Source organism: Facklamia hominis CCUG 36813, from assembly GCF_000301035.1.
In the GTDB taxonomy this organism is placed as follows: Bacteria; Bacillota; Bacilli; order Lactobacillales; family Aerococcaceae; genus Facklamia; species Facklamia hominis.
Genome location: NZ_JH932292.1, coordinates 1,148,673 through 1,175,306 on the forward strand (window position 1 = coordinate 1,148,673; position 26,634 = coordinate 1,175,306).

24 protein-coding genes are annotated in these 26,634 nt (G+C 37.8%); 4 read left to right on the forward strand and 20 right to left on the reverse strand.

Annotated elements, in window-relative coordinates:
• Positions 1 to 200: 200 nt before the first annotated feature.
• Positions 201 to 818 carry a signal peptidase I gene (gene lepB / locus HMPREF9706_RS05295; protein ID WP_006908343.1) on the reverse strand — a complete coding sequence of 206 codons (618 nt, stop codon included), beginning with the start codon at positions 816 to 818 and terminating at the stop codon, positions 201 to 203.
• A gap of 194 nt (positions 819 to 1,012) precedes the next feature.
• Here lepB and HMPREF9706_RS05300 point away from each other — a divergent pair, with 194 nt between their 5' ends.
• Positions 1,013 to 1,774: a class A sortase gene (locus HMPREF9706_RS05300; protein ID WP_006908344.1), complete on the forward strand. Its 762-nt coding sequence runs from the start codon at positions 1,013 to 1,015 to the stop codon at positions 1,772 to 1,774.
• A gap of 44 nt (positions 1,775 to 1,818) precedes the next feature.
• Here the strand turns inward: HMPREF9706_RS05300 and HMPREF9706_RS05305 are convergent, their stop codons facing one another.
• Positions 1,819 to 2,313 carry an LURP-one-related/scramblase family protein gene (locus HMPREF9706_RS05305; RefSeq protein ID WP_006908345.1) on the reverse strand — a complete coding sequence of 165 codons (495 nt, stop codon included), beginning with the start codon at positions 2,311 to 2,313 and terminating at the stop codon, positions 1,819 to 1,821.
• Between the two features lie 163 nt (positions 2,314 to 2,476).
• Positions 2,477 to 3,565 (reverse strand): hypothetical protein, encoded by a 1,089-nt coding sequence (locus tag HMPREF9706_RS05310; RefSeq protein WP_231285855.1) that lies wholly within the window; start codon positions 3,563 to 3,565, stop codon positions 2,477 to 2,479.
• A gap of 297 nt (positions 3,566 to 3,862) precedes the next feature.
• Here HMPREF9706_RS05310 and HMPREF9706_RS05315 point away from each other — a divergent pair, with 297 nt between their 5' ends.
• Positions 3,863 to 5,341 carry a C69 family dipeptidase gene (locus HMPREF9706_RS05315; protein ID WP_006908347.1) on the forward strand — a complete coding sequence of 493 codons (1,479 nt, stop codon included), beginning with the start codon at positions 3,863 to 3,865 and terminating at the stop codon, positions 5,339 to 5,341.
• An 88-nt stretch (positions 5,342 to 5,429) separates the two neighbouring features.
• Positions 5,430 to 6,080, forward strand: coding sequence for an IMPACT family protein (locus tag HMPREF9706_RS05320; protein ID WP_006908348.1), 651 nt, complete (start codon positions 5,430 to 5,432; stop codon positions 6,078 to 6,080).
• On the opposite strand, the gene rlmH is transcribed toward HMPREF9706_RS05320, so the two are convergent.
• The 10 genes from rlmH to HMPREF9706_RS05370 form a co-directional block, all read right to left on the reverse strand.
• Positions 6,071 to 6,553: a 23S rRNA (pseudouridine(1915)-N(3))-methyltransferase RlmH gene (gene rlmH / locus HMPREF9706_RS05325; protein ID WP_006908349.1), complete on the reverse strand. Its 483-nt coding sequence runs from the start codon at positions 6,551 to 6,553 to the stop codon at positions 6,071 to 6,073. The genes HMPREF9706_RS05320 and rlmH overlap by 10 nt on opposite strands.
• A 320-nt stretch (positions 6,554 to 6,873) precedes the next feature.
• The gene (locus HMPREF9706_RS05330; protein ID WP_006908350.1) at positions 6,874 to 8,148 is read right to left on the reverse strand and encodes a S1C family serine protease; all 1,275 of its coding nucleotides are present in this window, start codon (positions 8,146 to 8,148) and stop codon (positions 6,874 to 6,876) included.
• A gap of 146 nt (positions 8,149 to 8,294) precedes the next feature.
• Positions 8,295 to 9,173 carry an MBL fold metallo-hydrolase gene (locus tag HMPREF9706_RS05335; protein WP_006908351.1) on the reverse strand — a complete coding sequence of 293 codons (879 nt, stop codon included), beginning with the start codon at positions 9,171 to 9,173 and terminating at the stop codon, positions 8,295 to 8,297.
• Between the two features lie 27 nt (positions 9,174 to 9,200).
• Entirely contained in the window at positions 9,201 to 11,057 is a 1,857-nt protein-coding gene (locus tag HMPREF9706_RS05340) for a DUF2207 family protein (RefSeq protein ID WP_231285856.1), read from the reverse strand.
• A 50-nt stretch (positions 11,058 to 11,107) separates the two neighbouring features.
• Positions 11,108 to 11,992 (reverse strand): two-component system regulatory protein YycI, encoded by an 885-nt coding sequence (yycI, locus tag HMPREF9706_RS05345; protein WP_006908353.1) that lies wholly within the window; start codon positions 11,990 to 11,992, stop codon positions 11,108 to 11,110.
• Between the two features lie 19 nt (positions 11,993 to 12,011).
• Positions 12,012 to 13,427 (reverse strand): two-component system activity regulator YycH, encoded by a 1,416-nt coding sequence (gene yycH, locus HMPREF9706_RS05350; protein ID WP_006908354.1) that lies wholly within the window; start codon positions 13,425 to 13,427, stop codon positions 12,012 to 12,014.
• A complete protein-coding gene (gene walK / locus HMPREF9706_RS05355; RefSeq protein ID WP_006908355.1) occupies positions 13,424 to 15,280 on the reverse strand; it encodes a cell wall metabolism sensor histidine kinase WalK in 1,857 nt (618 codons plus the stop codon). Before walK ends, yycH begins: the two co-directional genes overlap by 4 nt.
• Before the next feature lie 10 nt (positions 15,281 to 15,290).
• Positions 15,291 to 15,995 (reverse strand): response regulator YycF, encoded by a 705-nt coding sequence (gene yycF / locus HMPREF9706_RS05360; protein ID WP_006908356.1) that lies wholly within the window; start codon positions 15,993 to 15,995, stop codon positions 15,291 to 15,293.
• Positions 15,996 to 16,140: 145 nt separating this feature from the next.
• Positions 16,141 to 16,833 (reverse strand): O-methyltransferase, encoded by a 693-nt coding sequence (locus HMPREF9706_RS05365; protein WP_006908357.1) that lies wholly within the window; start codon positions 16,831 to 16,833, stop codon positions 16,141 to 16,143.
• Positions 16,834 to 16,907: 74 nt separating this feature from the next.
• Positions 16,908 to 18,296, reverse strand: coding sequence for a hemolysin family protein (locus tag HMPREF9706_RS05370; RefSeq protein WP_006908358.1), 1,389 nt, complete (start codon positions 18,294 to 18,296; stop codon positions 16,908 to 16,910).
• 233 nt (positions 18,297 to 18,529) lie between these two features.
• Between HMPREF9706_RS05370 and cbpA the strand changes: the two genes are divergently transcribed.
• Positions 18,530 to 19,162: a cyclic di-AMP binding protein CbpA gene (cbpA, locus tag HMPREF9706_RS05375; RefSeq protein WP_006908359.1), complete on the forward strand. Its 633-nt coding sequence runs from the start codon at positions 18,530 to 18,532 to the stop codon at positions 19,160 to 19,162.
• A 112-nt stretch (positions 19,163 to 19,274) separates the two neighbouring features.
• Here the strand turns inward: cbpA and HMPREF9706_RS05380 are convergent, their stop codons facing one another.
• The 7 genes from HMPREF9706_RS05380 to HMPREF9706_RS05410 form a co-directional block, all read right to left on the reverse strand.
• Entirely contained in the window at positions 19,275 to 19,910 is a 636-nt protein-coding gene (locus HMPREF9706_RS05380) for an MBL fold metallo-hydrolase (RefSeq protein ID WP_006908360.1), read from the reverse strand.
• A 13-nt stretch (positions 19,911 to 19,923) separates the two neighbouring features.
• A complete protein-coding gene (gene alr / locus HMPREF9706_RS05385; RefSeq protein WP_006908361.1) occupies positions 19,924 to 21,138 on the reverse strand; it encodes an alanine racemase in 1,215 nt (404 codons plus the stop codon).
• 17 nt (positions 21,139 to 21,155) lie between these two features.
• Entirely contained in the window at positions 21,156 to 21,551 is a 396-nt protein-coding gene (acpS, locus tag HMPREF9706_RS05390; RefSeq protein WP_006908362.1) for a holo-ACP synthase, read from the reverse strand.
• Between the two features lie 14 nt (positions 21,552 to 21,565).
• Positions 21,566 to 23,023, reverse strand: a complete 1,458-nt coding sequence (locus tag HMPREF9706_RS05395) for a DEAD/DEAH box helicase (RefSeq protein ID WP_006908363.1) — start codon at positions 23,021 to 23,023, stop codon at positions 21,566 to 21,568.
• Between the two features lie 68 nt (positions 23,024 to 23,091).
• On the reverse strand, positions 23,092 to 24,498 hold the full coding sequence (locus HMPREF9706_RS05400; RefSeq protein WP_006908364.1) for a UDP-N-acetylmuramoyl-tripeptide--D-alanyl-D-alanine ligase: 1,407 nt from the start codon (positions 24,496 to 24,498) through the stop codon (positions 23,092 to 23,094).
• A gap of 10 nt (positions 24,499 to 24,508) precedes the next feature.
• Positions 24,509 to 25,600, reverse strand: a complete 1,092-nt coding sequence (locus HMPREF9706_RS05405) for a D-alanine--D-alanine ligase (protein WP_006908365.1) — start codon at positions 25,598 to 25,600, stop codon at positions 24,509 to 24,511.
• Positions 25,601 to 25,602: 2 nt separating this feature from the next.
• Positions 25,603 to 26,382, reverse strand: a complete 780-nt coding sequence (locus tag HMPREF9706_RS05410; RefSeq protein ID WP_006908366.1) for a hypothetical protein — start codon at positions 26,380 to 26,382, stop codon at positions 25,603 to 25,605.
• Positions 26,383 to 26,634 lie beyond the last annotated feature (252 nt).

Consider the following 26,634-nt stretch of genomic DNA (forward strand, 5'->3'; position numbering starts at 1 on the left):
CCGCGGTACCACCTTAGTTGCATAATATGCCAGCTCTTAGCGATAAAGGGGCCACCTATATAAATAACACGTATAGCAGGTTCGATGGCAAAGAGGGGAGACACTCACATCAACTGCCTCTTGCTGACTCCATTTGACATCTACTAATCTATCCTCGTTCTTATTATAACAAGTTTAAGCAAATGAGCAAGTCTGATTGTCTAAGGATTAATAATAGCCGTACCTGCTTCATTAAGTTCATAATTCTTCAATAGACCTATGTCTGATAAAGGCCAATAAATGAAGTCCGCTTCTCCTAGGACATCCTCTGCATTAATGAAGCCAAAAGCTCTCCCATCAAGAGAATTACGTCGATTATCTCCCATCACAAATAATTTACCTTCAGGCACAGTGGCTTGACCAGTCAATGCTTCTAAAGAAAAATCCTGTGTAAAAACGTCGCCCTTTTCTTGGAAATATTCTGTAGCCTTTTGTTTAAGATAGGGCTCCTCCATAGCTTGGCCATTAATCACTAATTGGTCATTTCGGACTTCGATCGTATCTCCGGGCATCCCAATCACCCGCTTGACATAGAGACGAGGCTTCTCACCTTGGGCAGGCATCGGTTCTGGGAAAATAACCACATCAAACCGATCAATCGAGGCCAATTTAACCATCCATAGCTTCTGTCCATCTTCGAGTGTATGTTCCATCGAAGATCCATCTACTTGAAAAGGCTGTGCTACCCAATGATAAATTGCAAAGATTACTCCCATCCAAAGAACGAGATAAACTATCCAGGATAAAAGTTCTCTAAAAAATCCACTTGCCTTACTCATACCGTCCTCCTGACTCTAACCACCTATAATAAAATCATTTAGTCTAATCATACCGCTTTATAGTTTGAGAATCCAGTGAAAAATATGTGAAGACTTTATTCTAAATATCGGAAATTTACATAGATGCCGCTTTTATTTTAAAAAAGATGTTATAATAGTCCTAAGAAAACAAAAAAGAATAACGGAGGTATCTAATGAAAAAACAAGCTCCTCTAGCTAACCGACAATCACGCCGCTATCGTCATAAAAAGAAAAAAAGATTCTCATTCACGACCTTTATCGGAGTGCTTTTAATTCTTTTTGCCCTAGCCCTACTATCACTCAACCCGATTAAAAACTACCTCATTGCCAAGAACTCACAAGCGATCACGGCTTCCAGTTTAACGCGGGAACAAATTTTAGCTAATCAACAAAAAGATGTTACTTTCGACATCAATGAAGTCAGAGCTATCGATCCCATTGAAGTCATCACATCCGGAGTAAACCCTAAAAAACTCCCGGTCATTGGCGGTATTGCGATTCCTGATTTAAAGATTAATTTGCCCATTAATAAAGGAACAACCAATGCTGGTATGTATTATGGAGCCGGAACCCTAAGACCCGATCAAGTAATGGGACAGTCCAACTATATTTTATCAAGTCACCACTCCGTTAAACCAAACCTTCTATTCGCCCCGTTAATGCACGCCAAGGAAGGTCAATTAATCTATTTGACTGACTTAGATAAAATCTATGTCTACCAAACATACAACGTCATGACGGTTCATAAAACAACCACCGAAGTTCTTAACCCAACGAGTGAACCGATTGTCACTTTGATTACTTGTGATAGTCCCGACCTCACTGCTAACCGAGTAATCGTTCAAGGCAAGCTCATCAAAACCGTCGATATTAAAGACGCTGATGATGCAATGGTTAAAGCTTTTGATATGGATCAAACAATCTTTAAAGATTAATCGTTAGTAAAACAAAAAGAGCCTTTCGAGGCTCTTTTTTATACTTACTTCGAAGTTTTCAAACTGTCATTATCCATCACCATATCGATAGCTAGGATAACCGCTACCACAATAACAGGATCTAGTTCCTGATTTAAAATTGTCATTTCAAAGGTATCCGACCAAGCTAAAAACTGTTTATGAATCTTAGCTAAATCATTCCCCTTACGATCCTTCAAACGATAATCATGCTGCCAGAGATCCCCTTGCAGACGCCAATTCAATCGACTAATTTGATATTTTGGACGAAATAGCGACCATGTTTTCTTGACGGAGCAAAGATAACGCCCTTCGTAATAGACCTTCAATGTTGGAAAAATACTCAGAAGTTGCTGCTTCACGCTCACCAAAGGCTTACCACTTTTAACATCTATAATTTTCATCGACCGACCGATGGAAAACCACTTACTCTTAACGTGATAGACAGGCTTCTTCTGACGATCATAAACATCAAAATCTTCTTTTAAAGATAAGACTTTTTGCTTTACATATAGTTTCACTCTGTTTCCTCCTGTTTAAATCTGGAGCCAATAGGTCAAGTAGCCAAGCTCTAGTTCCTCAAATCAATTTATTTTCTGTTCTAATAGAATAAGTGTTCCCAGTATACCAAAATCTTACTCTAAAGCCAAAATAAAAGAGGGTCAAAGACCCTCTCTCAATCTTCTAATTATTAAACGAAATATGAACGTGATCAAAGTGGTTTTGTGTAATTGATCCACGATCTTCCATCGGTTGCCATTGTCCATTAGTCCATGGTCCGTAAATACGTTGCTTCCAGATCACATAACTAATATTAGCACTTCCCATATTATTAATCGCTTCTTGAGCGATTTGATCACCTAATTCTGATGATACTGGTACCATCACATCAATCGCTAATCCTTTACCATGATCTCCTGGATCGCCAGGACGATAAGAACCGACTGTCAAACCGTAAGTATTGATAATATAGTCACGATATGCTGCTGTAGACGGTTGATCCATTCCATTAGCTGAATTCATGACAGGTGCTTGAGTTGTTGTCGTTGGTTCAACCGCTTGGGTCGTCGTTGTTGCTTCAACCAATAACTGAGTCGTTGTAGTCGACTCTACTGGGGCTTGGGTTGTTGTCGTTGACTCTTGACTAGTTGTAGTCATCGCCGCTGTCGTGGTTTTTGGCTCCTGTGCTTGAACTTGAACCGGTTCTTGCGTCGTAGTTAACTCGTTAACCACAACACTTGTTGTAGTTGGTTCAACCACTTGAGAAGTCGTAGTTACTTCTTGTGAAGTCGTGATCACTTCTTGACGCGTCGTTGCAAGTTCGGTAGTCTTTACCGGCTCAACAGTAGTTGTACTTGAAGTTTTTGTATCCGAAGATTGAAACTCCTCTGCCTTAACGGCATTCAACAGTACATTAGAAGAAGCGTTTGTTTTAGGCTCTAAAACACGACTACTTTCATCCGCTTTTTCTTTCTCAGGAACTCTATCAAAATCCGATGTTTTTTCAGAGGTACTTTCCTCTACAAGTTCCACCGTTACCTTTTTAATTGGGGTAATATTGACTGACCCCTTGGAAGATACTGCAGATTCCTTTGCCGCTTCTTCCGTGAACATTTCTTTACTCTCATGAGAGATCTCAGTCGTGCTCGAAGAGGATTCTAAAGCTGATGTCATCTCTTGCGCTTGAGGTACTTCGTTGAAACTAGATAAAATCGCATTAGAAGAGTCAATCACCCAATCATGCGCAGCAACCAACGCTGTAGGTACTGACAAGAGTAGTACTCCTGACACCAAGTAAGCTTTCTTTCTAAAATTCATTATATATGTCACTCTTTCTTTATTTTTTTAACTGAAATTTTCTTAGATTCATCATATAGCTTTCCCAACTTAATCACAATAGATTTATCAAGGCTTAAACAGATTGTAGTATGCCTGTTACACTATTGTCATAATCAAAAATCAAGAACCTTTTTCTTATATTATTTTTAAGAAATCGCTTTATTTTTTACTTGCGAGAGCTTATTTTTGAGCTATAATAGAATCAATCCATTAGAAAAGAGGACTACAAATATGGCTTGTACAACAATTTTAGTTGGAAAAAACGTTTCATATGATGGCTCAACACTGGTTGCACGTAATGAGGATTCTCCTTCAGGTGAATATACCCCTAAAAAGTTCATCGTCGTTCACCCTGAAGATCAACCTAAGACTTATCAATCAGTCATTTCAAAAGTTAAAATTCCCCTCCCAGAAAATCCTTTACGTTATACTGCAATGCCAGACGGATTAAGTGATAAAGGTATCTGGGCAGCATGTGGTATTAATGAAGAAAATATCGCCATGACCGCTACCGAGACCTTAACAAGTAATGAACGGGTTCTTGGAGCAGATCCGCTTGTGAAGTACCAAAAAGCCAGCAAGGATCACGCAGAGATTATTGGTGGTATCGGAGAGGAAGATATGGTGACTCTCGTCTTACCTTATATTCACTCTGCCCGCGAAGGTGTTGAACGATTAGGTCAATTATTAACCGAATATGGGACTTATGAAATGAATGGAATTGCCTTCCAAGATGTTCATGAAATTTGGTGGCTTGAAACGATCGGTGGCCATCACTGGATCGCTAAGCGTGTACCAGATGATGCCTACGTGGTCATGCCAAACCAATTAGGAATCGATGCTTTTGATTTAGATGACGCCTTTGGTGCTCAGGAAAATCATCTTTGTTCAAATGATTTAAGAGAATTTATTATAGACAATCATCTTGATCTCAGCCTCAATGGTCAGTTAAATCCTCGCGACGCGTTTGGCTCTCATTCGGATTCCGATCATATTTATAACACTCCTCGTGCATGGATCATTCAAAAATTCTTTAATCCGACTAGCTCAACTTGGACAGGTTGCCGTGCAGATTATAGTCCCATTTCCGACAATATCCCCTGGTCCCGTCAGCCCGAACGTAAAATAACGATTGAAGATATTAAATACACACTATCTCATCATTATCAAGGGACACCTTATGATCCATACGCTAAAGGAAATACTTCCTCCCCTTATCGTCCAATCGGGATTAATCGGAATAACTTCTTAGGAGTGACACAAATTCGTCCTTATAAAGATGAGGCAATCCAATCAATCGAATGGCTTGCTTTAGGGTCTAACGTCTTCAATGCGCTTATTCCATTTTATACAAACATTGAAAAGACCCCTGATTATCTAGCCAATATCAGCCAACGTGTTACCGCTGATAATTTCTACTGGGTAAATCGGATAATTGCAGCTCTTGCAGACGCTCATTTCGATGCTTGTATACCTGAAATTGGACGCTACCAAGAAAAACTTCAAGCCAAAGGACACGCTTTAATTACAAAAACGGATCAAGCCTATCAAGAAAAACCTCTCGTTGGAAATGCGCTTATCAAACTTCTTGAAGAAGCCAACCAATCTATGGCTGATATGGCTCAAGCCGATACGGATCAACTGCTTGCAAGAATTTTATATTTAGCAAGCAATGGCATGAAAAATGGTTTTTCGTTGTCAGATAATTAATTTCATCCATAAAGGACTGCCTATTGTCTTTCGACAGGCAGTCCTTTTATGCTACACTATGATAACTAACAAGCTAAGGAGTATGTTTATGCTTAAAGAGTTTTTGACAATTCGAGAAGGACAATCCAGTCAAAGTATCATCAAAAAGTCTTGTTTTATTTGTCATATTAAAACAACACTCTCCGTTGACGAAGCGAACCACTTTATTCGCGAAATAAAAAAGACCTACCCACAGTGCACGAATGCCTCTGCCTATATCGTTGGAGATAGTGGTGAAAACCAACGTGCTAGGGATAATGGCGAACCCTCTAACTCTGCAGGTCTGCCAATTTTAGAAGCACTAAAACTCTATCCAATTACCAACACAACAGCCGTTGTCTCTCGGGTTTTTGGAGGGCAACTATTAGGAATTCCGGGATTAAAACGAGCTTATGGTGGAGCTGTCAAAAAGGCCGTCGAAGAACTCGGTCTTGTCCAACAACGACTGCAAACAGGTATCCAAGTAAACTTGCCCTACCATTTTATTAATCAAGTAGAATATGAACTAAAAAATCAGAATTGGATTCATACTGAAGAAATTACCTACCAAGCCAATGTTCAAATACTCTGCTTCGTCGATCAAAAAAATAAGGACAAGTTTGTTCAATACTTTAAAGATTTAACGTTAGGGCAGGTTACTTTCTTAGAAACTAAAGAACGTTACATTGCCTATCCAGTGAGCTCCTTAGACTATTTGTGATAAGGCTGATGATTGACAATTCGGTAAGCTCGGTAAATTTGCTCTAACAAAACTAATCGCATCAATTGATGAGGTAAAGTTATTCGCCCAAATGAAACCCGCCAGTCCGCTTTCCTCTTCAAACTTTCCGCAAGCCCCAGTGACCCTCCAATCAAAAAACATAACTTAGACTGACCATAAGTTGCGTAATTTTCAATCTTGCTGGCTAACTCTTCTGAACTAATTAAATCTCCTTCAATTGCCAAAACAATCACTGTATGCTGATTAGAAATATAGTGATTAATTCGACTGGCTTCTACTTCTAATAGTTGGTCTATCTCTTTTTGACTCATCGACTCTGCAGTTGCTTCATCAGCAACCTCGTGGATTCGAACCTTCGCATAAGCCTGTAAACGCTTAAGGTACTCTTGAATTCCCTTATTGAGGTATTTTTCCTTAATCTTCCCTACAGCCACAATATCAATTTGCATCATATATAATACACCCCTTTTCTTGCACTTAAAGTCATCTTACCACAAGGACCATGACTAAATTAAATGCAATTCAAACAACAAAAACCGACTTTTTCCATATTCGCAATTTGATAAAAACTTTCAATGTAGATAACATATATAGAATAACATTTAAAAGCAGGGTATTAAAATATCAAAACGTTCAATTTTCTTTAGAAATATATCTGCCCAAATATAAAAAAAGATAAAGGGAGGGACTACACATCGATAGTCCTTCCCTCAAATTATAATCTGTCATATTTGAATGATCCATCAATCTATTTTAACTTTATAATAATCAGCTAAAATGGGCTTGTTTCTTCTTCTTCCTCTGGAGACATTAAGGGATTCGCTTCCTCATTCGAAATCGCAGAATCTAATTTAACATCCACTTCCATTTCTTCTTTACCTCTACGGATCTTTAATTTAATAGTATCTCCAACTTGATGTTGATAAAGAAGTTTACGCAAATCATTCGTCTTTTCAACTGCTTGACCGTCCACAGCTGTAATCAAATCATAAGCTTTAAGCCCTGCTTTATCAGCGGCACCACCACTAGCCACCTCGGTAATGAAAGCTCCATTAACATCCTCTTCATCCAATCCCATAACTTGAGCACGATAGTCCGGATGAACCACATCTAGACTCGTATAACTAATTCCTAAAGCCGGTCTAACTACCTGTCCCTTTGATTCCAACTGAGAAATGATATCAACAACATCGGACGAAGGAATCGCAAAGCCCATTCCCTCAACCCCAACTTTAGCTAATTTACTAGAATTAATTCCAATTAATTGGCCTGCAGAATTAATCAAAGCTCCTCCAGAATTTCCTGAATTAATGGCAGCATCCGTCTGTAATAAATTCATGTCCCAATCCGCTTGATGATCACCGTTGGTATCAACCGGCACAGAACGATTAACCCCTGAAATAATTCCCTTGGTCACCGATGACGCAAATTCCTTACCCATAGGAGATCCAATCGCAATTGCTGTTTGGCCCACCTGTATTTTGTTAGAATCGGCAAACTCTAAGGCCTTTGTCGCTACCGAAGCATCAATCGTTAATACTGCTAAATCTGATAAATTATCGCTACCAACTAAAGTTCCCTCCACAGTTTGACCATTCTTTAATTGAACATTTAATCCATCTGCTCCATCCACTACATGATGATTTGTCACGATATAGGCCTTACCGTCTTCAATCTTATAAATCACGCCTGAACCCTCCGCAACTAGCTGAAGGTCTTTTTCTTTTTGGTCAGGCATAAAGTACTGATGAGACTGAAAACCAGAAAAAGGACTCATACCAGAATACTGACTCACCTTTTGCATATTTCCAATTGATACAACCGCCTCAGAAGCAGTCTTAACTGTTTCAACAATTTTACTTTCTTCATCGGTCAACTTGGCAGGATCATTTACTTGCACAGTATTCGTGCCATTTTCTTGTGAAAAAATCGCTTGCTGATGAATGACACCCGTAGCTAATAAGAAAGCCAAGGCCGTCCCACTAACTCCCGTAAAGATTTTACGCCATAACAGAGTCTTCATTTCTTCATCTTTTTTTAATTCCATCTTATTGACTTCCTTTCCTTAACTTTACAATAGAGAGTATAGCATCTGCTTATTAAGAAAGTATGAAATATCCACGCCAAAATTGCTACAAAATAACTAAAGAAAGCGAAATTTCATTGAAATAATGAATTTTCGCTTTAGTTTGATTATAATATTTGAATTTTAGTGGCAGATTCAGGGTCCGTCATAAATAATGTCAGATCCTTTTGTGTATCGATATCATATTGGTGAAGAATCCTTTCCATACTGGCCAACGCTAATTCTTTTCGATTATTTTCTTTGCTCAGATGGCCTAAATAAACAGACTTTGTACTTGAACCCATCATATTTTTAATAGCCAACGCACCGTCTTCATTCGATAGATGCCCTCGATCGCTTAAAATGCGCTGCTTTAAATGCCAAGGATACGCTCCGTAACGTAACAGTTCAATCTCATGATTGGATTCAATTAAATAAGCATCCGCATTAGATAGCTGACTTCTTAAAGCTTCAGATACATAGCCTGTATCTGTTAGCATAGCAAACTGTTTCTTGCCCTTTTGAAAGGCATAAAACTGAGGGCGCGCTGCGTCATGGCTTACTTCATAGGTTAATATATCGATATCCTTAAAAGAAATCATTTGATTAGGAGGAATAATTTTTTTATTAGCTGGATCGATCTGACCGATCATCCCTTCCATTGCTAACCACGTTTCCGCATTTGCATAAATAGGTAGATTATATCGTCGAGATAAGACTCCCACGCCATGAATATGATCTTTGTGTTCATGTGTTACTAAAATCCCATCCAATTGTCGAATATCTCTATGAATACTTTTAAACAGCATTTCAATCTTTTTACCAGATAGTCCAGCATCCACCAGTAAACGACACTGCTTACTTTCTATATAGGCACAATTACCACTCGATCCAGATGCTAATATTGAAAAGGCTAGACTGTCTGACTGAGTCATATCTGTCAAAATATCTTCTGGTGGAGCATATAATTGTTGCAATAAAGAAGTTTTATTAAATACCATTGTCAAAACTACACCTCATTATAACTATCCCATTTAAAAAGCTTTAAAATATTCAAACTGATCTATATATTCTTTTAAAGCAGGTATAAAAATTCCCGAAAGACTATCTGGAACACGATAAAGGTCGCCATTCAAACTATCGCCTTCCTCTTCTAATTGACTCAAGTTAAACTGACGAGTAAATGCTTTTTGTATTTGAGCCATCTTATTTAAACTAATTGCATAGGCGATATTTCTCTCCCACACTGCTAGATCTCCATAAGCAGACAATTGGTAATGACTAGCTTGGTTCAAAAATTGTCCATATGAACGCCAAACTGATGCTCGACGTTCTTCAAGGTCTGTCGCAAAGGATCGCCGATAAACCAAGTATACTAGAAAACATAGTGCCATCCAATGTAAGATAAGAAGCACAATGGCTGCTGCAATTAGACCGTCTAAGGCATTTGCTAGCATAAATCCGATCGCCTTTACAGCACAAAAGAGACTAATAACAAACACGATTCCTATCATCAAAAATAATCGCTGCTTAATTCGACGATTTCGAGGTTTAGGTTGGTAAGATTTTAATTGAAGATTATTTTTAAATTTCTTCCAAGATTGTTTCTTGCTCTCTTTTAGGCTTGCATCCTGCTGAAAAAGATATAACAGCTGTTCTAAAGTCACTGTTTCTTTATCCTTCAAAGTAACTAAATCATAGGCCGTTTTTTCAAAAGATGTTAGAGCCTGTAAAGATAGGTTATAAGGCGATTTAGTGAATGCAAGGGTATAACCCGTTCGATTTTTTGAAAATGTCCGCTTACTCAATCGAACTGGCAAAATTTTTAAATAGCCTTTACTCCCTAGACTCAGCAAACAGGCTGCTAAGTCATTACTATCGATTTCCTGATAAAAAACACTTTTCTTTACCAAACTAGGCACAATCTCTTCTGGGGGAAATGGAATAAAGTTTGTTTTTTCCCCATTCGAGTGGGTTGATAGATGGCTAAATTGATACACATAATAAGCTAAACCCAAGCTAGGAAGAAGTGGTAAAGCAAGCAAAGCTAACACATAAAAGAACTTTTGACGGTTTTGCGAACGTAATCGTGCTTGTTCTTGCCGAGTCCAAGCACTCTCCTGTTGGTCAATGGTATCCATCATCATTTGGTCCACTTGATTTGGATTCGACGGAAACAAATCTAAAGGCATGGCTACGTGTATCTTTAAATCCGACTTTGCACTTCGATCCTTAATAACATTAACATGAATACTATAGGAATCCTGATTCTCAGTTTTTCGAAGCTGATTAGCTTGGCCATACGTCCAAACCTTAATCTTGGGTGATGAGTTTTGGCTTTTGGGTAATTCTAAAGTTAATTCTGCATGACTATCTGGCTCTGTTGATAAAAGAGGCCAACTTCCTTCATAAAAAGAAAGATCTAGATAATTAGCCACTTGCTGATCTAATTGATAATCCACTACTATTGTTTCAATCGCTTGATTAGGGTCCAATGTGACTTGTAACCCCACATGATCATCCTCTGATTTAACGAAAAAAGAATTAATAGTTCCGCTTGCCGTCTCTGTTAGTGGAAGGAGTCGATGATCCGCCTGATAGACAACCCCGACGGAATAAGAAGCAAACTTCGCCCCCTGTGTTCGTATTGGAAGCTTTATTTTTTGCAAAGAGGCTCCTTTATAATCCGCCTCTATATGAACAAAAATACGTCCTGTATCTTCCAACCGTGCATAAATTGTTTCATTCGTTGAAATACCCTTTTGTGCTTCCTCAGCATAAACAGGAATAGTCATGATAAAGCTCATCCCTATCCCGATGAATACACTAAATAAAGCCACTAATTTGAACCAGTAATTTTTTTTATTTTTGGCTACACCCACATAGTCCATCATTTTCATCCTTTTATGTTCAATTTTCATTTTTAGAAGATACATCATTATTAATTACTTGTTAGCGATTTGACCTCAACCACTTTCCCCCTTAACGCATCTACCAGAATCGACTGCGTTTGACTACTTTCTCGTCTAAAATAGATGATCTCCCAGGCAGGGGTATATATCTTAAAGTTTTGCGTATTAACTGATTGATAATACGACAATGACATGGATATGATCGTTGAATCATTGGGTAAAGTCGTATCAATCCTATTTTGAATAACCTCCAAAGCTTCGTGAGAAGAGATCAAACGTTTTGGTGCCTCCAAAACGCGTGGGTTTGCTTGAAAACTTTGAATATAGGATTGCAGCCGATAGTCATCATCTAACAAAAGTCGCAACTCTGCTGTTCCATCCGAAATTGGGATCACTTGATTATCGGAATTTTCAGTCGATAAATCGACCACCATTCGAACACTAATCATATTATCCTGCGGTGAATACCAATGATTCAAATACTTAGCTCCTTGGATAAAATACTTAGGATTTGACAAAATATGTTCCCAAATCCAAGTAAAATCTTTTTGACTTAGAATTTTATTATCTTCTCCTAGAGAAATATCCAAATCTAAGGGATGCGTAAACTGACTTGTTAAAACACCTTCAGGAGTCAATGAAAAGCTTTGGTTTTCTAACTGTTCACTAGCTTCTTTTAATTCATCGTTACTATCTACCTTAATAATTGGCAACTCAGGATGTTCGTCATTAATATGAACTCTTTCGCTCAAAACGATCCCTCTTGAACGAATTTCTTGCAAAGTATTCACCTGAGCTGTCGCATTATGCGAAGTTTGATTAAAGGGACTTTTTTCTGAAAGCAGATAAAACAGATAAATATCAAACATCACAAAAAATACCAATAATAAAATTTGAATCCGTTTAAAGTCCATCTGTTTCCTTCCTTTCAATTCAGTTTACCGAATCTGTCTCACTCGGTTTTTTAGCTAAATCCTCACGAACAAAGCCATTTTTAATTTGATCAATCGAATAGACCCTATTTCCAACGATAAAAAACCATTTCGGAACCAACTCAACCTTTTTGAAATTTTCCATATTCGCTTGCCATTCAAAGCCCAATACTATTTGATTAAACTGTGAAAACTTTAATCCCGCTTTATCTAAAAGCGCCTGGATTTCCGCACCAGTTTCTATATCGACCGGTCGAGATTGGTCATCCACATTTACTCCTAAAGTTAATATAGGCAATTGAAGTTGATTTAAATTAATTCGCTTCACATGATTTGTTAACGAGATTTTTACTGCTCCGTAATCCACGTGATCTCCTTGAGGGAAAATAGGCAACCCTCCTAAATAACGTCGATATACGATTTGATGTTGATTTTCACTAAAAACACGTAACCCTTGCCGCCAATACTCAAAATTCTTCAAAACCTTTAAACTCTCTTTTATTTTTGTTTCCAAATTAATATCATACAAATCTTTTTGAGTCATTTGATTATTATAATTCTCATTTTGAGACATAATCAGAATATTGGTATTGTCATCAATCATCAAGTTTTTATTGTAATTATGGTATAAACGCGTATGCTCTTCTTGAGATTCGGTAATGTCAAAGTTCTCTCCCTTAAACACTGGGTTAATGAATAAATTTTCTGGAATTTTTTCCAATGTATAAACCTGACTAGGAGAGGTTAAATGCTGTTTAGGTAAATAAACACTATCACGATTAATTGCGTATTCGTCAACCATAACCGCTTGATCTAAAGTCTTGTCGATGCGCCTTAAAAATTCATCGCTCATTTTTTGAGGATCATATTTGCCTTCCAGATAAGCCTTATTAATTGAATCGACTAAATATACCTTATGGTCTTTACCACGACTCAAAACAATCCGATTGATAGCAAATTGGTGGTTGGTGTCTATAGGGATTTTAACCCAATTTGCAAAAAAGGCTAACGGCATTTTGTTTGGAAAGATAAATTGAACATGATTTTTACTCAAATGTTCGTTCAACTCAATTGCATCAATTCGAGCTTGCTTTTGAGTAATTTCCACAAAGGGCTGATTGAAAACATCTTTTAATAGCTCTTCTAATATATGTTGTGGCAACCAGTATAGTTGACCTTCTTGGTTGACTATAATCTGACAAGGGGCCAATACCTGATCCATGGTCGGCTCCACTGTGCGATAATAGTTTGTTTCCGACGGATGATTTTCATCAATAAGCTTGGTTTGTTGATCAATGTTGGTAAATTGTTGATACAAATTGTAAAGAGCCCTCGCATCAATAAGTAAATAGGTTAATAATAAATTGAGAATAAAGCATATAACTAGAAAGAAACTAATCCAGGATTTGTTTTTCATACCATATCCTCCCAATCATCATCGATCGTTATATCATTATAGGGAAGTGCAAATGAGAAAGTTGATCCTTTATTCTCTTCACTCTCAACCCAGATGCGGCCACCATGCAGTTCGATAACCTCCTTGGAAATTGCTAACCCAAGACCTGTTCCGCCTTGTTGGCGCGATCGAGCTTTATCTACTCGATAGAAGCGATCAAACACATACGGTAGGTCCTTCTGTGCAATCCCCATTCCCTGATCAGTGACACTTAAGATGACAAAATCCCGATCATCTGCGAGTGTAACAGTAATTTTTCCCCCTTCTGGCGAATATTTCATGGCATTGTTCATAAGATTATCAACCACTTGGGTGATTCGATCTTGATCGATTTCTACATAGATCTGTTTAGGCGTAAATTGCCGAACAATCTGATACTTATTCTTTTGGGGAGCACTGTCAAGTGTAAACTCTACTCGGTCAAGAATATAGTTGAGCAAGGGCTTCAAATCGACAAATTCATAATTCAACTTGATCTGTCCGCCATCCATCTTCGACAGATCCAATAAGTTTCCAATCATTCGAATCATACGATTACTCTCAGACTGAATCACTTCTAAAAACTCCGGTGCAATAGTAGCATCTTTCCAAGCCCCATCCACTAATGCTTCTGAATAAGACTTGATCGATGTCAATGGAGTCCGCAATTCATGGGAAACGTTCGAAACGAAGTCACGGCGCTCTTGCTCATTCTTCTCTTGTTCCGTAACATCTTGAACTACACAAACTAACCCTGTCACAAAGCCCGTTTCACGACGAATAATGGAAAATTCGCATTTTAAAATTGAAGTCTGTTCTTCGATAGTCTTATATACGAGTACTTCATGATCTTTTTTTAAGAATTGTGTCAATTTATAGTCCTGATCGATACCGAGAATCTTTAAAATCGGTTGACCGATCGCTTCATTTTGATACAAATTCAACAAACGCAAAGCCCGTTCATTAACCAACAATATATTTCCTCGTCGATCCGTTCCAATCACACCATCCGTCATATGACGTAGAACCCCATCTAAGCGTTGTTTTTCAGATTCAATAGACTCTTGACCATCGCGTACACGGACGGCTAACTCATTAATGGTCATAGCTAATTCACCAAGTTCATCCTGTCCATAAACTTGAGCTGGAAAGTCATATACTCCTTCAGAAATTCTCACCGCTTGCTGACGCATATTTTCAATGGGAGTTGTAATCCCCTGGGAAAGTACAAAGGACAAGACAAAGCCAGCTACAATCGCAATTAAAATAGCCCTTAAAAAGAGCTCTGTAATATCTTGTCGTTGCTCATTAAGACGATCCATCTCTGCTTGCACATAAATTACCCCTAGTAAACGCCCCTCTCCGTCGTCCTTCGACAACAGTGGTTTTACCAAGGTATAAGGTCGATGTAAACTAATAAATTGATCATCCTCAATTGACCGACGGTTAATCAGGACATTTCTAACCATTTCATCATTCGTTCGTGTTCCAACAGCGACTCTTTCTGCTAAGTCATTACTAGCTAAAAGATAATCTTGCGAATTGATGATCTGAATTTTTGTAGGGTAAGTTGAATTGAAAGAATCCAGCGCCTGATTCAAGCGCTGGTTTTTTTGACCTGTAGAGAGATCTTCGGTTTGTAGGATAGGTACAACATTCGAAGAAAGGAAATCTACCTGAGTATTTATTTGTTCTTTCATTGTAGCAACCGTTTGAGTTTCCAATTGTTCAATAAAATAGATGGAAATAAATTGAAAAACAATGAATAAAATAACCACAAATAAGAATGGAATCTTAACATAAATCGATTGTAAAGCTGAAAAAGATCGCTTCATAGAAGATCCCCTATTCTTGATCTGGATTCTTTAGAAAATATCCCACTCCACGACGGGTAATTATATAACCAGGGTGACCAGGTGTATCTTCCACTTTTTCTCTTAAGCGACGAATAGTTACATCCACCGTTCGAACATCGCCAAAATAATCATATCCCCATACAGTCTCTAATAAATGTTCGCGAGTCATCACTTGGCCAACATGTTTAGCTAGATAGCTCAGCAATTCAAACTCACGATGTGTCAAATCAATCTCTTCGCCTCGTTTAGACACCGTATAAGCATCCTGATGAATAACAATATCACCGACTTCAATATCGCGGTTTTGATCCAAGCTATTTTCTTCTTCCTGTACTGTATTTCTTCGAAGATTGGCTTTGACGCGTGCGATTAATTCACGATTAGAGAAGGGTTTAGTGACATAGTCATCTGCTCCCAACTCTAAGCCCAACACCTTATCGATTTCAGAATCTTTGGCCGTCAGCATAATAATAGGTACAGAGGATGTTTTTCGAATTTCACGACATACTTCTAACCCTTCAATTTTTGGTAGCATTAAATCTAATATAATTAAATCTGGTCCTACTTTAGTAAATTTTTCCAAGGCTTCTTCGCCATCAAAAGCTGTTTCAACATCAAAACCTTCATTTTTTAGATTAAAAGAAATAATATCAGAAATTGGTTTTTCATCATCTACAACCAAAATTCGCTTCATATTGCTCTCTCCTTTGTTACCCCTATACACGGGGATCGATTAAAAAGCAAAACTCCCTATATTCAGTATAAATCCTTATTAAACAACGATTCTCTAATAACACTATTATACCGATACTAAGCTAATAGTCAAAATTCTGCAAAATCTAATTTGGAATAAACTGATTAGTTGCCGACTCTTTTCGAATCATTAGAAGCCCATCTCCCAAGGGCAATAAACACGATCGATGGTTTTTAGCATTCAAAACCAAGTCCAATAAATTATTTAAGCCCCGATGAATCTTTCGAACCTTGCGTGGAACCGTCTCTTCCGCATCAAACACCATTCCCCCTTGAAAAATATCATCAATTAATAGGATTCCGCCCATATCCAGTAAATTCATACAATAAGGTAAAAATTCGACATATTTAGCTTTAGCTGAATCCATAAAAATTAAATCAAAGGGTCCCTCTAAATTAGGAAGAATGTCAGCTGCGTCCCCTTCTAACAAGGTAATTTTTTGTTTGAGTCCATTTTTCTCAAAATTCTTCTTAGCCCGTTCATACATTAATGGATAACGATCAATCGTAGTTAGATGACCACCATCTTGTAAATGTTGAGCCATCAAACTTGCCGAAAATCCGATAGCTGTTCCAATCTCTAAAATTGTTTGAGGTTGCCGCGCTGCACAAAGAAAATCGATAAATTTCGCTGTCTCATGAGGAATAATGGGTATCCCGGCTTGTCGAGCAAAATCTTCGATTTCTTTGACTCCTCCCGTAAAAGCTCTTTGATTCTCTCTTAAATAATTCAATACTTTTTCCATCACCACAGGTCGATGCATCATTTCATTTAACATGGCTTCCTCCTCATAAAAAATAAGGCTGACACAAATAATTCAGCCTTAAGAAAACACTAGCTTAACCTAAATAATTAGTTATCTAAATCATAATCATTCTCACGTCGATCATTCTCTTTTTCAAACTCACGCAAGCTATAATTAGTCTCTAATTGATAGTTAGGATCATGGCTGACATGAATTCCTCTTACTCGGCCATTCTCCACATTCGATGTCGTTAAAACATAATCATTAATTCGAACCGATACTCGCTCGTCATCATCCGGTACATACCCCATCACCTGTATCAACAGACCAGCGATCGTCTCAACATCTTCAGAATCAAGATCTTCATCAAATAGATGATTAAATTTTTCCAGACTCAAAGTACCATTAATATAATAGTTGTTATCATCAATCTTACGAACCTGAACTGCTGTAACGTCCGTCTCATCATTGATATCGCCAACAATTTCCTCGATCAAATCCTCAAGTGTTACAATCCCTTCGACCCCGCCATACTCGTCGCGTAAAATTGCAAGATGTGTCTCCTCTTGTCGAAATTCTAACAATAAATCATCAATATATACGGTAGACGGTACAAACAAGGGTTCATTAGCAATCTCTAAAAAATCAATATGATCAAAACCGTCCTGCCTAGCAGCTTTTAGCAATTGCTTAACATGGATGACTCCAATGACATTATCTTTATCCTCACGATAAATAGGCAAGCGAGAATAAGGGCTTTGTAAGATTTCCTCCAAAATATCCTCATAATCGTCTTCGATATCCAACATTTCGGTATCAGTGCGTGGTACCATCACTTCACGGGCCAACTTAGAATCAAGTGATAATACCCCCTCCAACATTGCGTATTCTGCTAGGTCAATTGCACCTTGAGCCTGGCTTTGAGTTAAAATTGCTACCATTTCTTCACGAGTAAATTTTTTCGTTTGTTCAGAAAAATTAATGGGTGTAATTTTTTTTAATAAACCTGTTGATAAGGACAGAAAACTAACAAATGGCTTAAAAAGTAACTGTACTTTTTCGACCAACCAAGATGTCGCCATTGCCGTTTGCTCTGGCATTTGCAAAGCAATCTGTTTAGGATATAACTCACCAAACACCAATGAAAGGTAAGATAAGATCAATGTCACACAGACAATTGCCAAGGTATTAGATCCCGGAAAAGTTGGTAACCAATGCTCGATATAAGTTGCAAAACTTGTAGCCGCGGATGCAGAAGATAGAAAACCAGCGAAAGTAATAGCAACCTGGATGGTCGCTAAAAAATCATCCGCCTTGTCGATAAGTCGTAAAACCCGTTGAGCACGAGGATTATTATCTTCTTCAGCTAATGTCCGCATTTTTGACTGATTAATCGAAACAAAGGCAATTTCTGCCGCAGCAAAAAAAGCATTAATCGTTGTTAAAATAATGATAATAACAAGTTGAGCAGTTATCGAATTCCCAGGGGAGTCCATAAAATTTTTCATTTCTCCTTTATCTAATAAAATAGTACACTAATTATTAATACTATCATATGAAAATGTAAAATAAAAAGCAATAGTTTTTATAAAATCCCATTTATTACTACTATAGTTAACCTCTAATAAAACATAGATACAAAGTGATTGCAGAATTTTTAAGATATGCTAAAATAATGAGAGATAAAAGCGGCTACAAATAAAATCATTGTTAGAATAGGAGGTATTAAATGATCGAATCTTTAATGGTCCCCAAGAATCAACTGATAACATTTTCTGAGTCCTGCAACTGTCAACAAGCACTTAACCTGCTTGAAAAAGAATCCCTAAGATGCGCTCCTGTACTCGATCAAAGTCAAACGCTCTATCGTGGTAATATCTACCGATACCATATCTATCAATACATGTACCACCACCCTCATGCAGATCTTGAAAAAATGCAAGTAACCCATTTCCTAAAGAATACCAGTAAGATCGTGAAGGTCAACCAATCTTTACTTGAATTATTCTTTAATATTAAAGACCTACCCTTCATTGCTGTACTCAGCCCAGACAATTCCTTTCTAGGAGTTGTGCCACATAACCATCTGATTAATTATTTTCACCAAGCTTGGATTCTTGAAGAAGCAGGAATCATCCTCTGCGTCGAAAGCTTGGGTAAAAAAGGGGATTTGGCTAAAATTTCCAGAATTATTAACCGTCATTGCGGCTTTTTATCCGTGATGACCCTCAATCGAAATGAGTATATCAGTCACTCTGCTATACTTTATCAACTACCAAAAGATATTAATATTCTTAATTTCCAATCTCTCTTACGAGCTTTAACCCGTAGAAAATTCCCTTTTAATTACTGGCAAGTCTAAAAGAAGGACTATTTTAAATAATAGTTCACTCATTTAAGCTTCTTTAGTCATTTAACTAAAAAAGGAGGCTGTGATTCATGATCACAGCCTCCTTTTTAATATCACCTAACAATTAAATGAATGTTGTCAAGAAAGGGTTTGTCTCCTTCTCCAAACCCAATGTAGTCACAGGTCCATGTCCTGGGCAAACCATGACTTCATTAGGTAAAGTCATCACTTGGTCTTTTAATGACTTTTGCAAATCAAACGGATTCGAACCAAGCAAATCAGTGCGTCCCACTGAATTCTTAAATAAAACATCCCCAGAAATAGCCAATTGATCCGCATCAAAATAATACATTAAAGAACCCGGACTATGCCCAGGAACAGGGCGAATTTCAAAATCAAAATCGGCTATATTTTGTTTTCCTAAATGTTCCCAGTAATAGTCTGCTGGTTGACAAATCACTTCATAGGGGCCAGTCGAAGAAAGGTTCAAAACAGGATCTTGAAAGTATTCTTTTTCTATCGCACTTGCATAAACGGCAACATTCAGATCTTTTCGAACTGCATCTAAAGCACCAATATGATCATAATGACAATGAGTTAAAAATATTGCTTGAACCTGCCATTCATTGTCTTTAATCCATTTTAATAAACGATCTGGATTCGCTCCTGGATCAAACAAGATCGCTTGTTTATCCGGTCGATAGACGATATAGGTATTCTCCTCCAAGATTCCGACTGTTTGACTAGCTACTTGTAACATTTTATAAGCTCCTTTATAAGTAAACTCGAGGAACACGCTGACTCAAATTACAGGTTATTTCATAACCGATCGTACCTGACTCTTGAGCGACTAAAGATGGATGATTAAATAATCCTTGATCCTGACCAATTAAGGTCACCTGAGTTCCAATCGGAAAATACTCTGGTAAGCGAACCATCATCTGATCCATATTAATCACACCCAAAACCGGGCATATGTGACCTTGGCATAAAACTTGAATATCATGATAAGCTCTTAACCAACCATCTGCATAACCAATCGGTAACGTTGCGATCCACTCTGCTCCTTCAGCTTTATAGGTGGCACCGTAGGAGATACATTCACCTGCTTCAATCTGTTTAGTATAAACAATCTCAGTAACTAAGCTCAAGGCAGGCATTAATTCAAGCTCTAGTGGACTTTTGACCATTTGATTTAATACGGAATCCATACCTACCTGCTTAAGTTGGTGGCTATTTTGCCAATTTAATGGTACAAAATCATCTGGATAAAGACCATATAAACAAATCCCTAATCGTACAATATCCGAAAGTGGACCGTATTTAGGATGAAGCCCCATAGCCGAATTTGCAAAATGACGTTGGGTAACACTTTCTGGCAAATAGTCAGTTAAATATTGCCATTTTGCCCATTGTTTTTCAAGGTAAGGATTATCACCTTCAGCAGCAGTAGAAAAATGCGTAAAAGCTCCCTGCCAATGAGCCCAGGAATAAGCCTTAATCGCTTGGTTAAAATCAGCTATTTCTTGTCCCGTCTTTAATCCGATTCGAGACATTCCGGTATCTAAAGCTAAATGAAAGGTTAATCCCTTAGCCATCAGCTCTGCTCCATTTGGTGTTTCATTAAGTTGGTCTTGCGCAATTTCAAAGAAAGCTATATTGGAAACAGTAACCGTAATATCATAAAGAATAATCTCAGCAATACCATAAGGTGAAGTAAGTCCCAACACCAAAATAGGTAGATCATCAATCCCAGCCTTTCTAAGCTGGATGGCTTCGTCAACAGTTGCTACACAAAGTCCGTCAACGCCTTCTTGCCGTACTGTTTGAGCGACCGCTACAGCCCCATGTCCGTAAGCATCCGCCTTTACCACAGCATACAATCCTTGGTTAGGAGCCATTTTAGCTTTATAATGCTTTAGGTTCGAACGAATCGCCTTCAAATTAACGATCGCTTGAGTGGGACGATGTTCACTAGCAGTTTTCATAAATAAGATCCTTCTTTCTAAATTAACTGGTCAAAAAAAATCGCTAATTTTTGATCAATCTGGTCCTGGCTTAACGCAATTAAAACACTCGCTTGAACCATGGTTTTAGTGTGGCTAATAGAAACACTCGTTTCTTGGATAATTGGTCCTTGAGTAATCAAGGGTTTCCCGAACTGAGAAGGTAAGCATTCAATCATTTGAAAAGTCAATCGGCCAAGACCATAACCAATCGCTTTACTATATGCTTCTTTCACAGCAAAGCGGCCTGCTAAAAATTCAATTTTTCGTTCTAAAGACAACTCCTGGAAATAAGCCAACTCTTTAGGAGTTAGAACACGTTGAGCAAAGCGTGGTTTGCGCTTTAAAATCGCCTCAATACGGTGTAACTCTACTAAATCAATGCCAATCTCCATTCTAGCTCTCCTTATTACTTACTTTTCTTCATGACAAAATTTTTATGGTTTCTCTTTTTAGAATGACCGCGATTTTTATTGTTAGAACGGTGTGAACGTTTAGAAGTCGCATTTTTACTAGCGTTCTTATGATTCGAAAACCGACGAACATTTGGTAAGGGCCTTTGCGGTGAAATTTCAACTTCAATATGACTATTTTCTACTAAGAGTTGGCTTAACAAAGCCGAAACCAAATCATTACTTTGATAATGGTTTAACAGTAACTTAGCAACTTGACGGAACTCATCTACATTACCTTTTTCCAAAATATCATTAACGTCATCTATCACTTGCTGAACTTGACCCCGTCTAACCTCGCTTTGTGTAGGTGGTTTTAGAGGAAGCATTTGTTTGCCGATTAATTTCTCAATAGTCGCTAAGTAACCTAGCTCATTTCCTTGAACAAAGGTCAGTGACATTCCTTCATTGCCTGCACGCCCTGTCCGCCCCACGCGATGAACATAGGACTCAGGATCTTGAGTAATATCATAATTATACACATGAGTCACACCAGAAATATCCAACCCTCTAGCCGCAACATCGGTAGCTACAAGTAGTTCTACTTCCCCTTTTCGAAAAGCATCAATCACAGAAGTACGCTTTTGTTGAGTAATATCTCCATGAATTAATTCCGCATTATAACCGCGTAAATTTAATCCTCGACCCACTTCATCAACTCGCTTTTTCGTACGACAGAAGACAATTGCCTGCTTAGGGTTCTGCACATCTATAAAACGCGTTAAAATATCAAATTTTTCATCATCACGGCAGCGTGTATAATACTGTTCAATTAGATCCGTCGTCAAATATTGTGCTTTAATTTTTATATGCTCAGCATTGATTAGAAACTGGCCAGCCAACTCTTTAATTGCTTTTGGCATCGTTGCTGAGAAAAGTAAAGTCTGTCTAGTTTCAGGTGCTTGCTGAATAATAGCCTTGATATCCTCAATGAATCCCATATTTAGCATCTCATCAGCTTCATCCAACACAAGTGTTTGGACTGCATTTAACTTAAGCACATTACGCTTAAGTAAATCCAACAACCGTCCCGGCGTTCCTACGAGAACTTGCACTTTTTGTGATCGCAATCGTTTAATCTGCTTGTCAATTGGTGCTCCACCGTATACCACATAGACATTTGTTTTTAAAACTTTTGATAAGCGATATAATTCTTCTTGCACTTGAATCGCTAATTCTCGCGTGGGGGCAACAATCAAAGCTTGGACATTTGTATTCTTTGGATCAATTTTATTCAATAAGGGCAGACCAAAGGCAGCTGTCTTTCCCGTTCCTGTTTGCGCCTGTCCGATCAAGTCCTTCCCACTTAATGCAATTGGAATCCCCTGTTGTTGAATGGGCGTGGGTTCTTCAAAACCTAATTCGTCTAAGCTTGTTAATAATTCATTTTTTAAGTTTAAATCAGTAAATTTCAATAAATTCTCCTAGTTTCGTTTTTTTAATTTTCAAACACACCCTTCAATGAGCATGTATTCATCTTTATTTAATGTGTTTCAATTCCTGTCAAGGCGGTAACAACTTGCAGTAAATCTACACTAAAGCTTGACTTCAATAGAACAATATCATTTGGTCTAACTTCTTGCTCTAAAGCCGTAATCAATTTCTGATGAGAGTTTGCTTCGTAATAGATATTCTCTTCATCAAATTTTGAAGTCAAAACCTCATAAAGAGCAGCCATTTCATGGCCAAAAAGATAAACTTTATCAATACTCTCAGGATCTAAACCAGTAGCTAATTGTCGGTGATAGTCGCGGCTCTTATCTCCTAGCTCTAAGATATCTCCTAAAACAACAATTTTACGTCCTGATTCTTCTCGGTTTATATTAGACAGAGAGGCAAGTACTGCTCTCATCGACGTTGGACTCGCATTATAAGCATCATTCAGTATTTTTGCCCCTGTTTTGCCTTTAAGCCATTGTAAACGATTGGCTGTCAATTTAAATTGAGACAATTGGAAAATAGCTTGTTCCGTAGGAACATCCAACAGTTTTGACACCGCTAAAGCGATTAAAGCATTAGTGACATTATAGGACCCCATCACTGGGATTGTACATAAGACATTGCCATCAATATTCGTCTTAAAATATGTTCGATCATAATCTTCTTCGATATCAAAAGCATAGAAATCCGCTTGAGAATCCATACCAAAAGTATATGATTTTAGTTTTCTAGTTTGTTTTTCCAACAAATTTGCGATGAGAGGCTCATTTTGTGGATATAGAAAAATGCCTCCATCTTTCAAACCATCTAAAATCTCCATCTTAGCTTGTGCAATACCTTGACGGCTCCCTAGATATTCAATATGGCTTTCCCCTATTAAGGTAATTATCGCCACATCAATTTGAGCAATACATGACAAACGATGAATCTCACCAAAATGATTCATCCCCATTTCTAATACTAAGACCTGGGTTGAAGATGGCATCTGTAGAATCGTATATGGCATTCCGATTTCATTATTATAGTTTCCTTGAGTCTTATATACCTGATACTTAGACGTTAAACTCATTGCCGTCATATCTTTAGAAGTAGTTTTCCCATTTGAGCCGGTAATCGCAATCACAATTGGATCTACTAATTGACGATAATAACTCGCCAATTCTTGCATGGCCTTCAAGGTATCTTTGACATAAATCACATGAATTCTACCCTTAGGTGCTGTTTCTTCAGAATTTGACCAAAAACAAACATTAGCGCCATTTTCTATGGCCATCTGAACATACTCATGTCCATCACGACTGCCACCCACCAGTGGCACAAAGAGACTCTTAGCTATTATTTTCCGTGAATCAAATTCAACGGACTCAATTTCTTGATCTAATCCTTCAACCAAGCTATATGATTGATAATCTACAGCTTTTAATAAGTCATCTATTGTCAATTTATTCATAATTGAACTCCTAATGTTCCACTTGCGTTATTTCCAACTGCTTTTTATTTTCATGGCGAGATAAGGCTAATTGGATCAGCTCTTCTACTAAATCACGGTATTCCAATCCTGTAGCGGCCCAAAGACTCGGATACATAGAGAATTGGGTAAAGCCGGGCATGGTATTTACCTCATTAATATATACGTCTTCATTCGTCGTCACAAAAAAATCAACCCGAGATAGGCCTGACCCATCGATAGCTAAGTAAGCCTTTTTAGCATAGTCCTGAATCTTCTCAACAACCGCTTCGCTTAAATTAGCCGGAATTTCCATTTGTACCGAATTATTAAGATATTTTTCGGAATAATCATAGAAAGACTTGTCTTTAACTAAGTGCCCAACTACTGAGACATGAACATCGTCATTCCCAAGCACTGCCACCTCACACTCTTGTGCTTGAATCCCTTGTTCAACAATAATCCGACGATCAAATCTTAAAGCCGTGGCGACGGCCGCAATCAATTCTGGCGAGTCATGAACACATGAGATCCCAACACTAGATCCCATATTCGCTGGTTTTACAAAGAGAGGATACAAAAGCGAACCTTCAATCTTTTGCATCAAACTCTCCTTTTGTTCTTCCCATTCGTGGGCAGTAAAAGCAACATAAGGTACCTGAGGAATACCTGCTTGAGTAAATAGAGCCTTAGAAATGATCTTATCCATCCCATTAGCTGAAGCTGTAATACCTGCACCGACATAAGGCATATCTAAAATTTCCAAAAAGCCCTGAATAGTTCCATCTTCTCCATTGGGACCATGTAAAATCGGAAAAACAACTGCTTCTTCAGATTGAATATCCCCAGGTTTAATCGCAATTCCTTTTGACGGCGTGTTTTCTAAGGACCAGCTTAATGTATCACTCGCTTCAAGAATAAGCTGTTGATCGCCTAGAGAAGGTGTCTCCATACGTGGTCCTTTAATCCATTGACCCGATTTAGTAATAAAGACAGGATATACTTCATAAATTGAATACATTAGGACTTGGGCCACATTGTGTGCAGAAATTAAGGAAATTTCGTGTTCTGCACTTTGACCTCCATAAAGTAATATAATTTTCATTATTAAATTTCCTCCAAACTCTCACTTTCATTAGACAAATACAATTCTAATGTCCAACTTTGTTTAGATTGACAATAAGCTAAATCCGCCACCGCTTTCGAAATTGGCAGATCTCTCGTTAGCTGGGTTAATTCATCTTCAATAACAAACAAAGGAATATGCCAGCTATCTTGACTTTCGTATGCTTGATTAAAATCAAACTTTATCCCATTTAAAAATAATGGACTTAATCGTTCCACTTGCTTTTGAGGCAGTCGCTCCACTTGAATTTTTCTTCGGTTAAACCAACTTACGCGTTCATTCAATATTTCCTGCATATGCCCTGTTATCGACCGTTGAAAACGTGGGTAAAATTGAGTCATGTGTCGATAATATGTTTTTGTTAATCCATTAGGCATATTCAGATACACGAAATTATTTTGTAACTTATAAAAAAAGGGAGAGCGCAGTGCTTTTGTCGCATGAAACAGATAAAGAATTTCTGAAATCTCGATGGGTGTTAACTGGTGCATCATTTCAACACTGTCAAAATCAATCCAATTGGACATCCGACGTTTTTCTTTAAAACATATATCAAAATAATCCGCCACCATCGTTTGTCCTTTTAAAATCTTGAAGTTCGTATGTATATCAAACCGGCCAAATTCTTCCTGCTCGTCCGCTAAAATAATGTTTTGAGGCATATAAGGCTTTAAAAAATCGATTGTATTTAGACGAACCCCTCGTGTCATAAAATGATTTGTGACCGAGTCATAATGAACATATACATTCAAGCGACTCAATTTTCTACCCCCCTTCAATTTACAGAATAGTCTTATTATAGGCTTTTCTTTCAAGATTAAACAGAACAAAACTATGACAAATTAAAAATATTTGTCTCTATTCCATAAATTTGTACTAAATTTCTATCACATCTCGTAGAGTATGGCTCTTTAACTAAAAAAAATTAAGCTTCAAGAGCCTTTTCCTCCAACTATTCTCATTATAAGTTAAATAAATGACCTTGTGAACTAGATTTTAGCTATCTAGGAGAG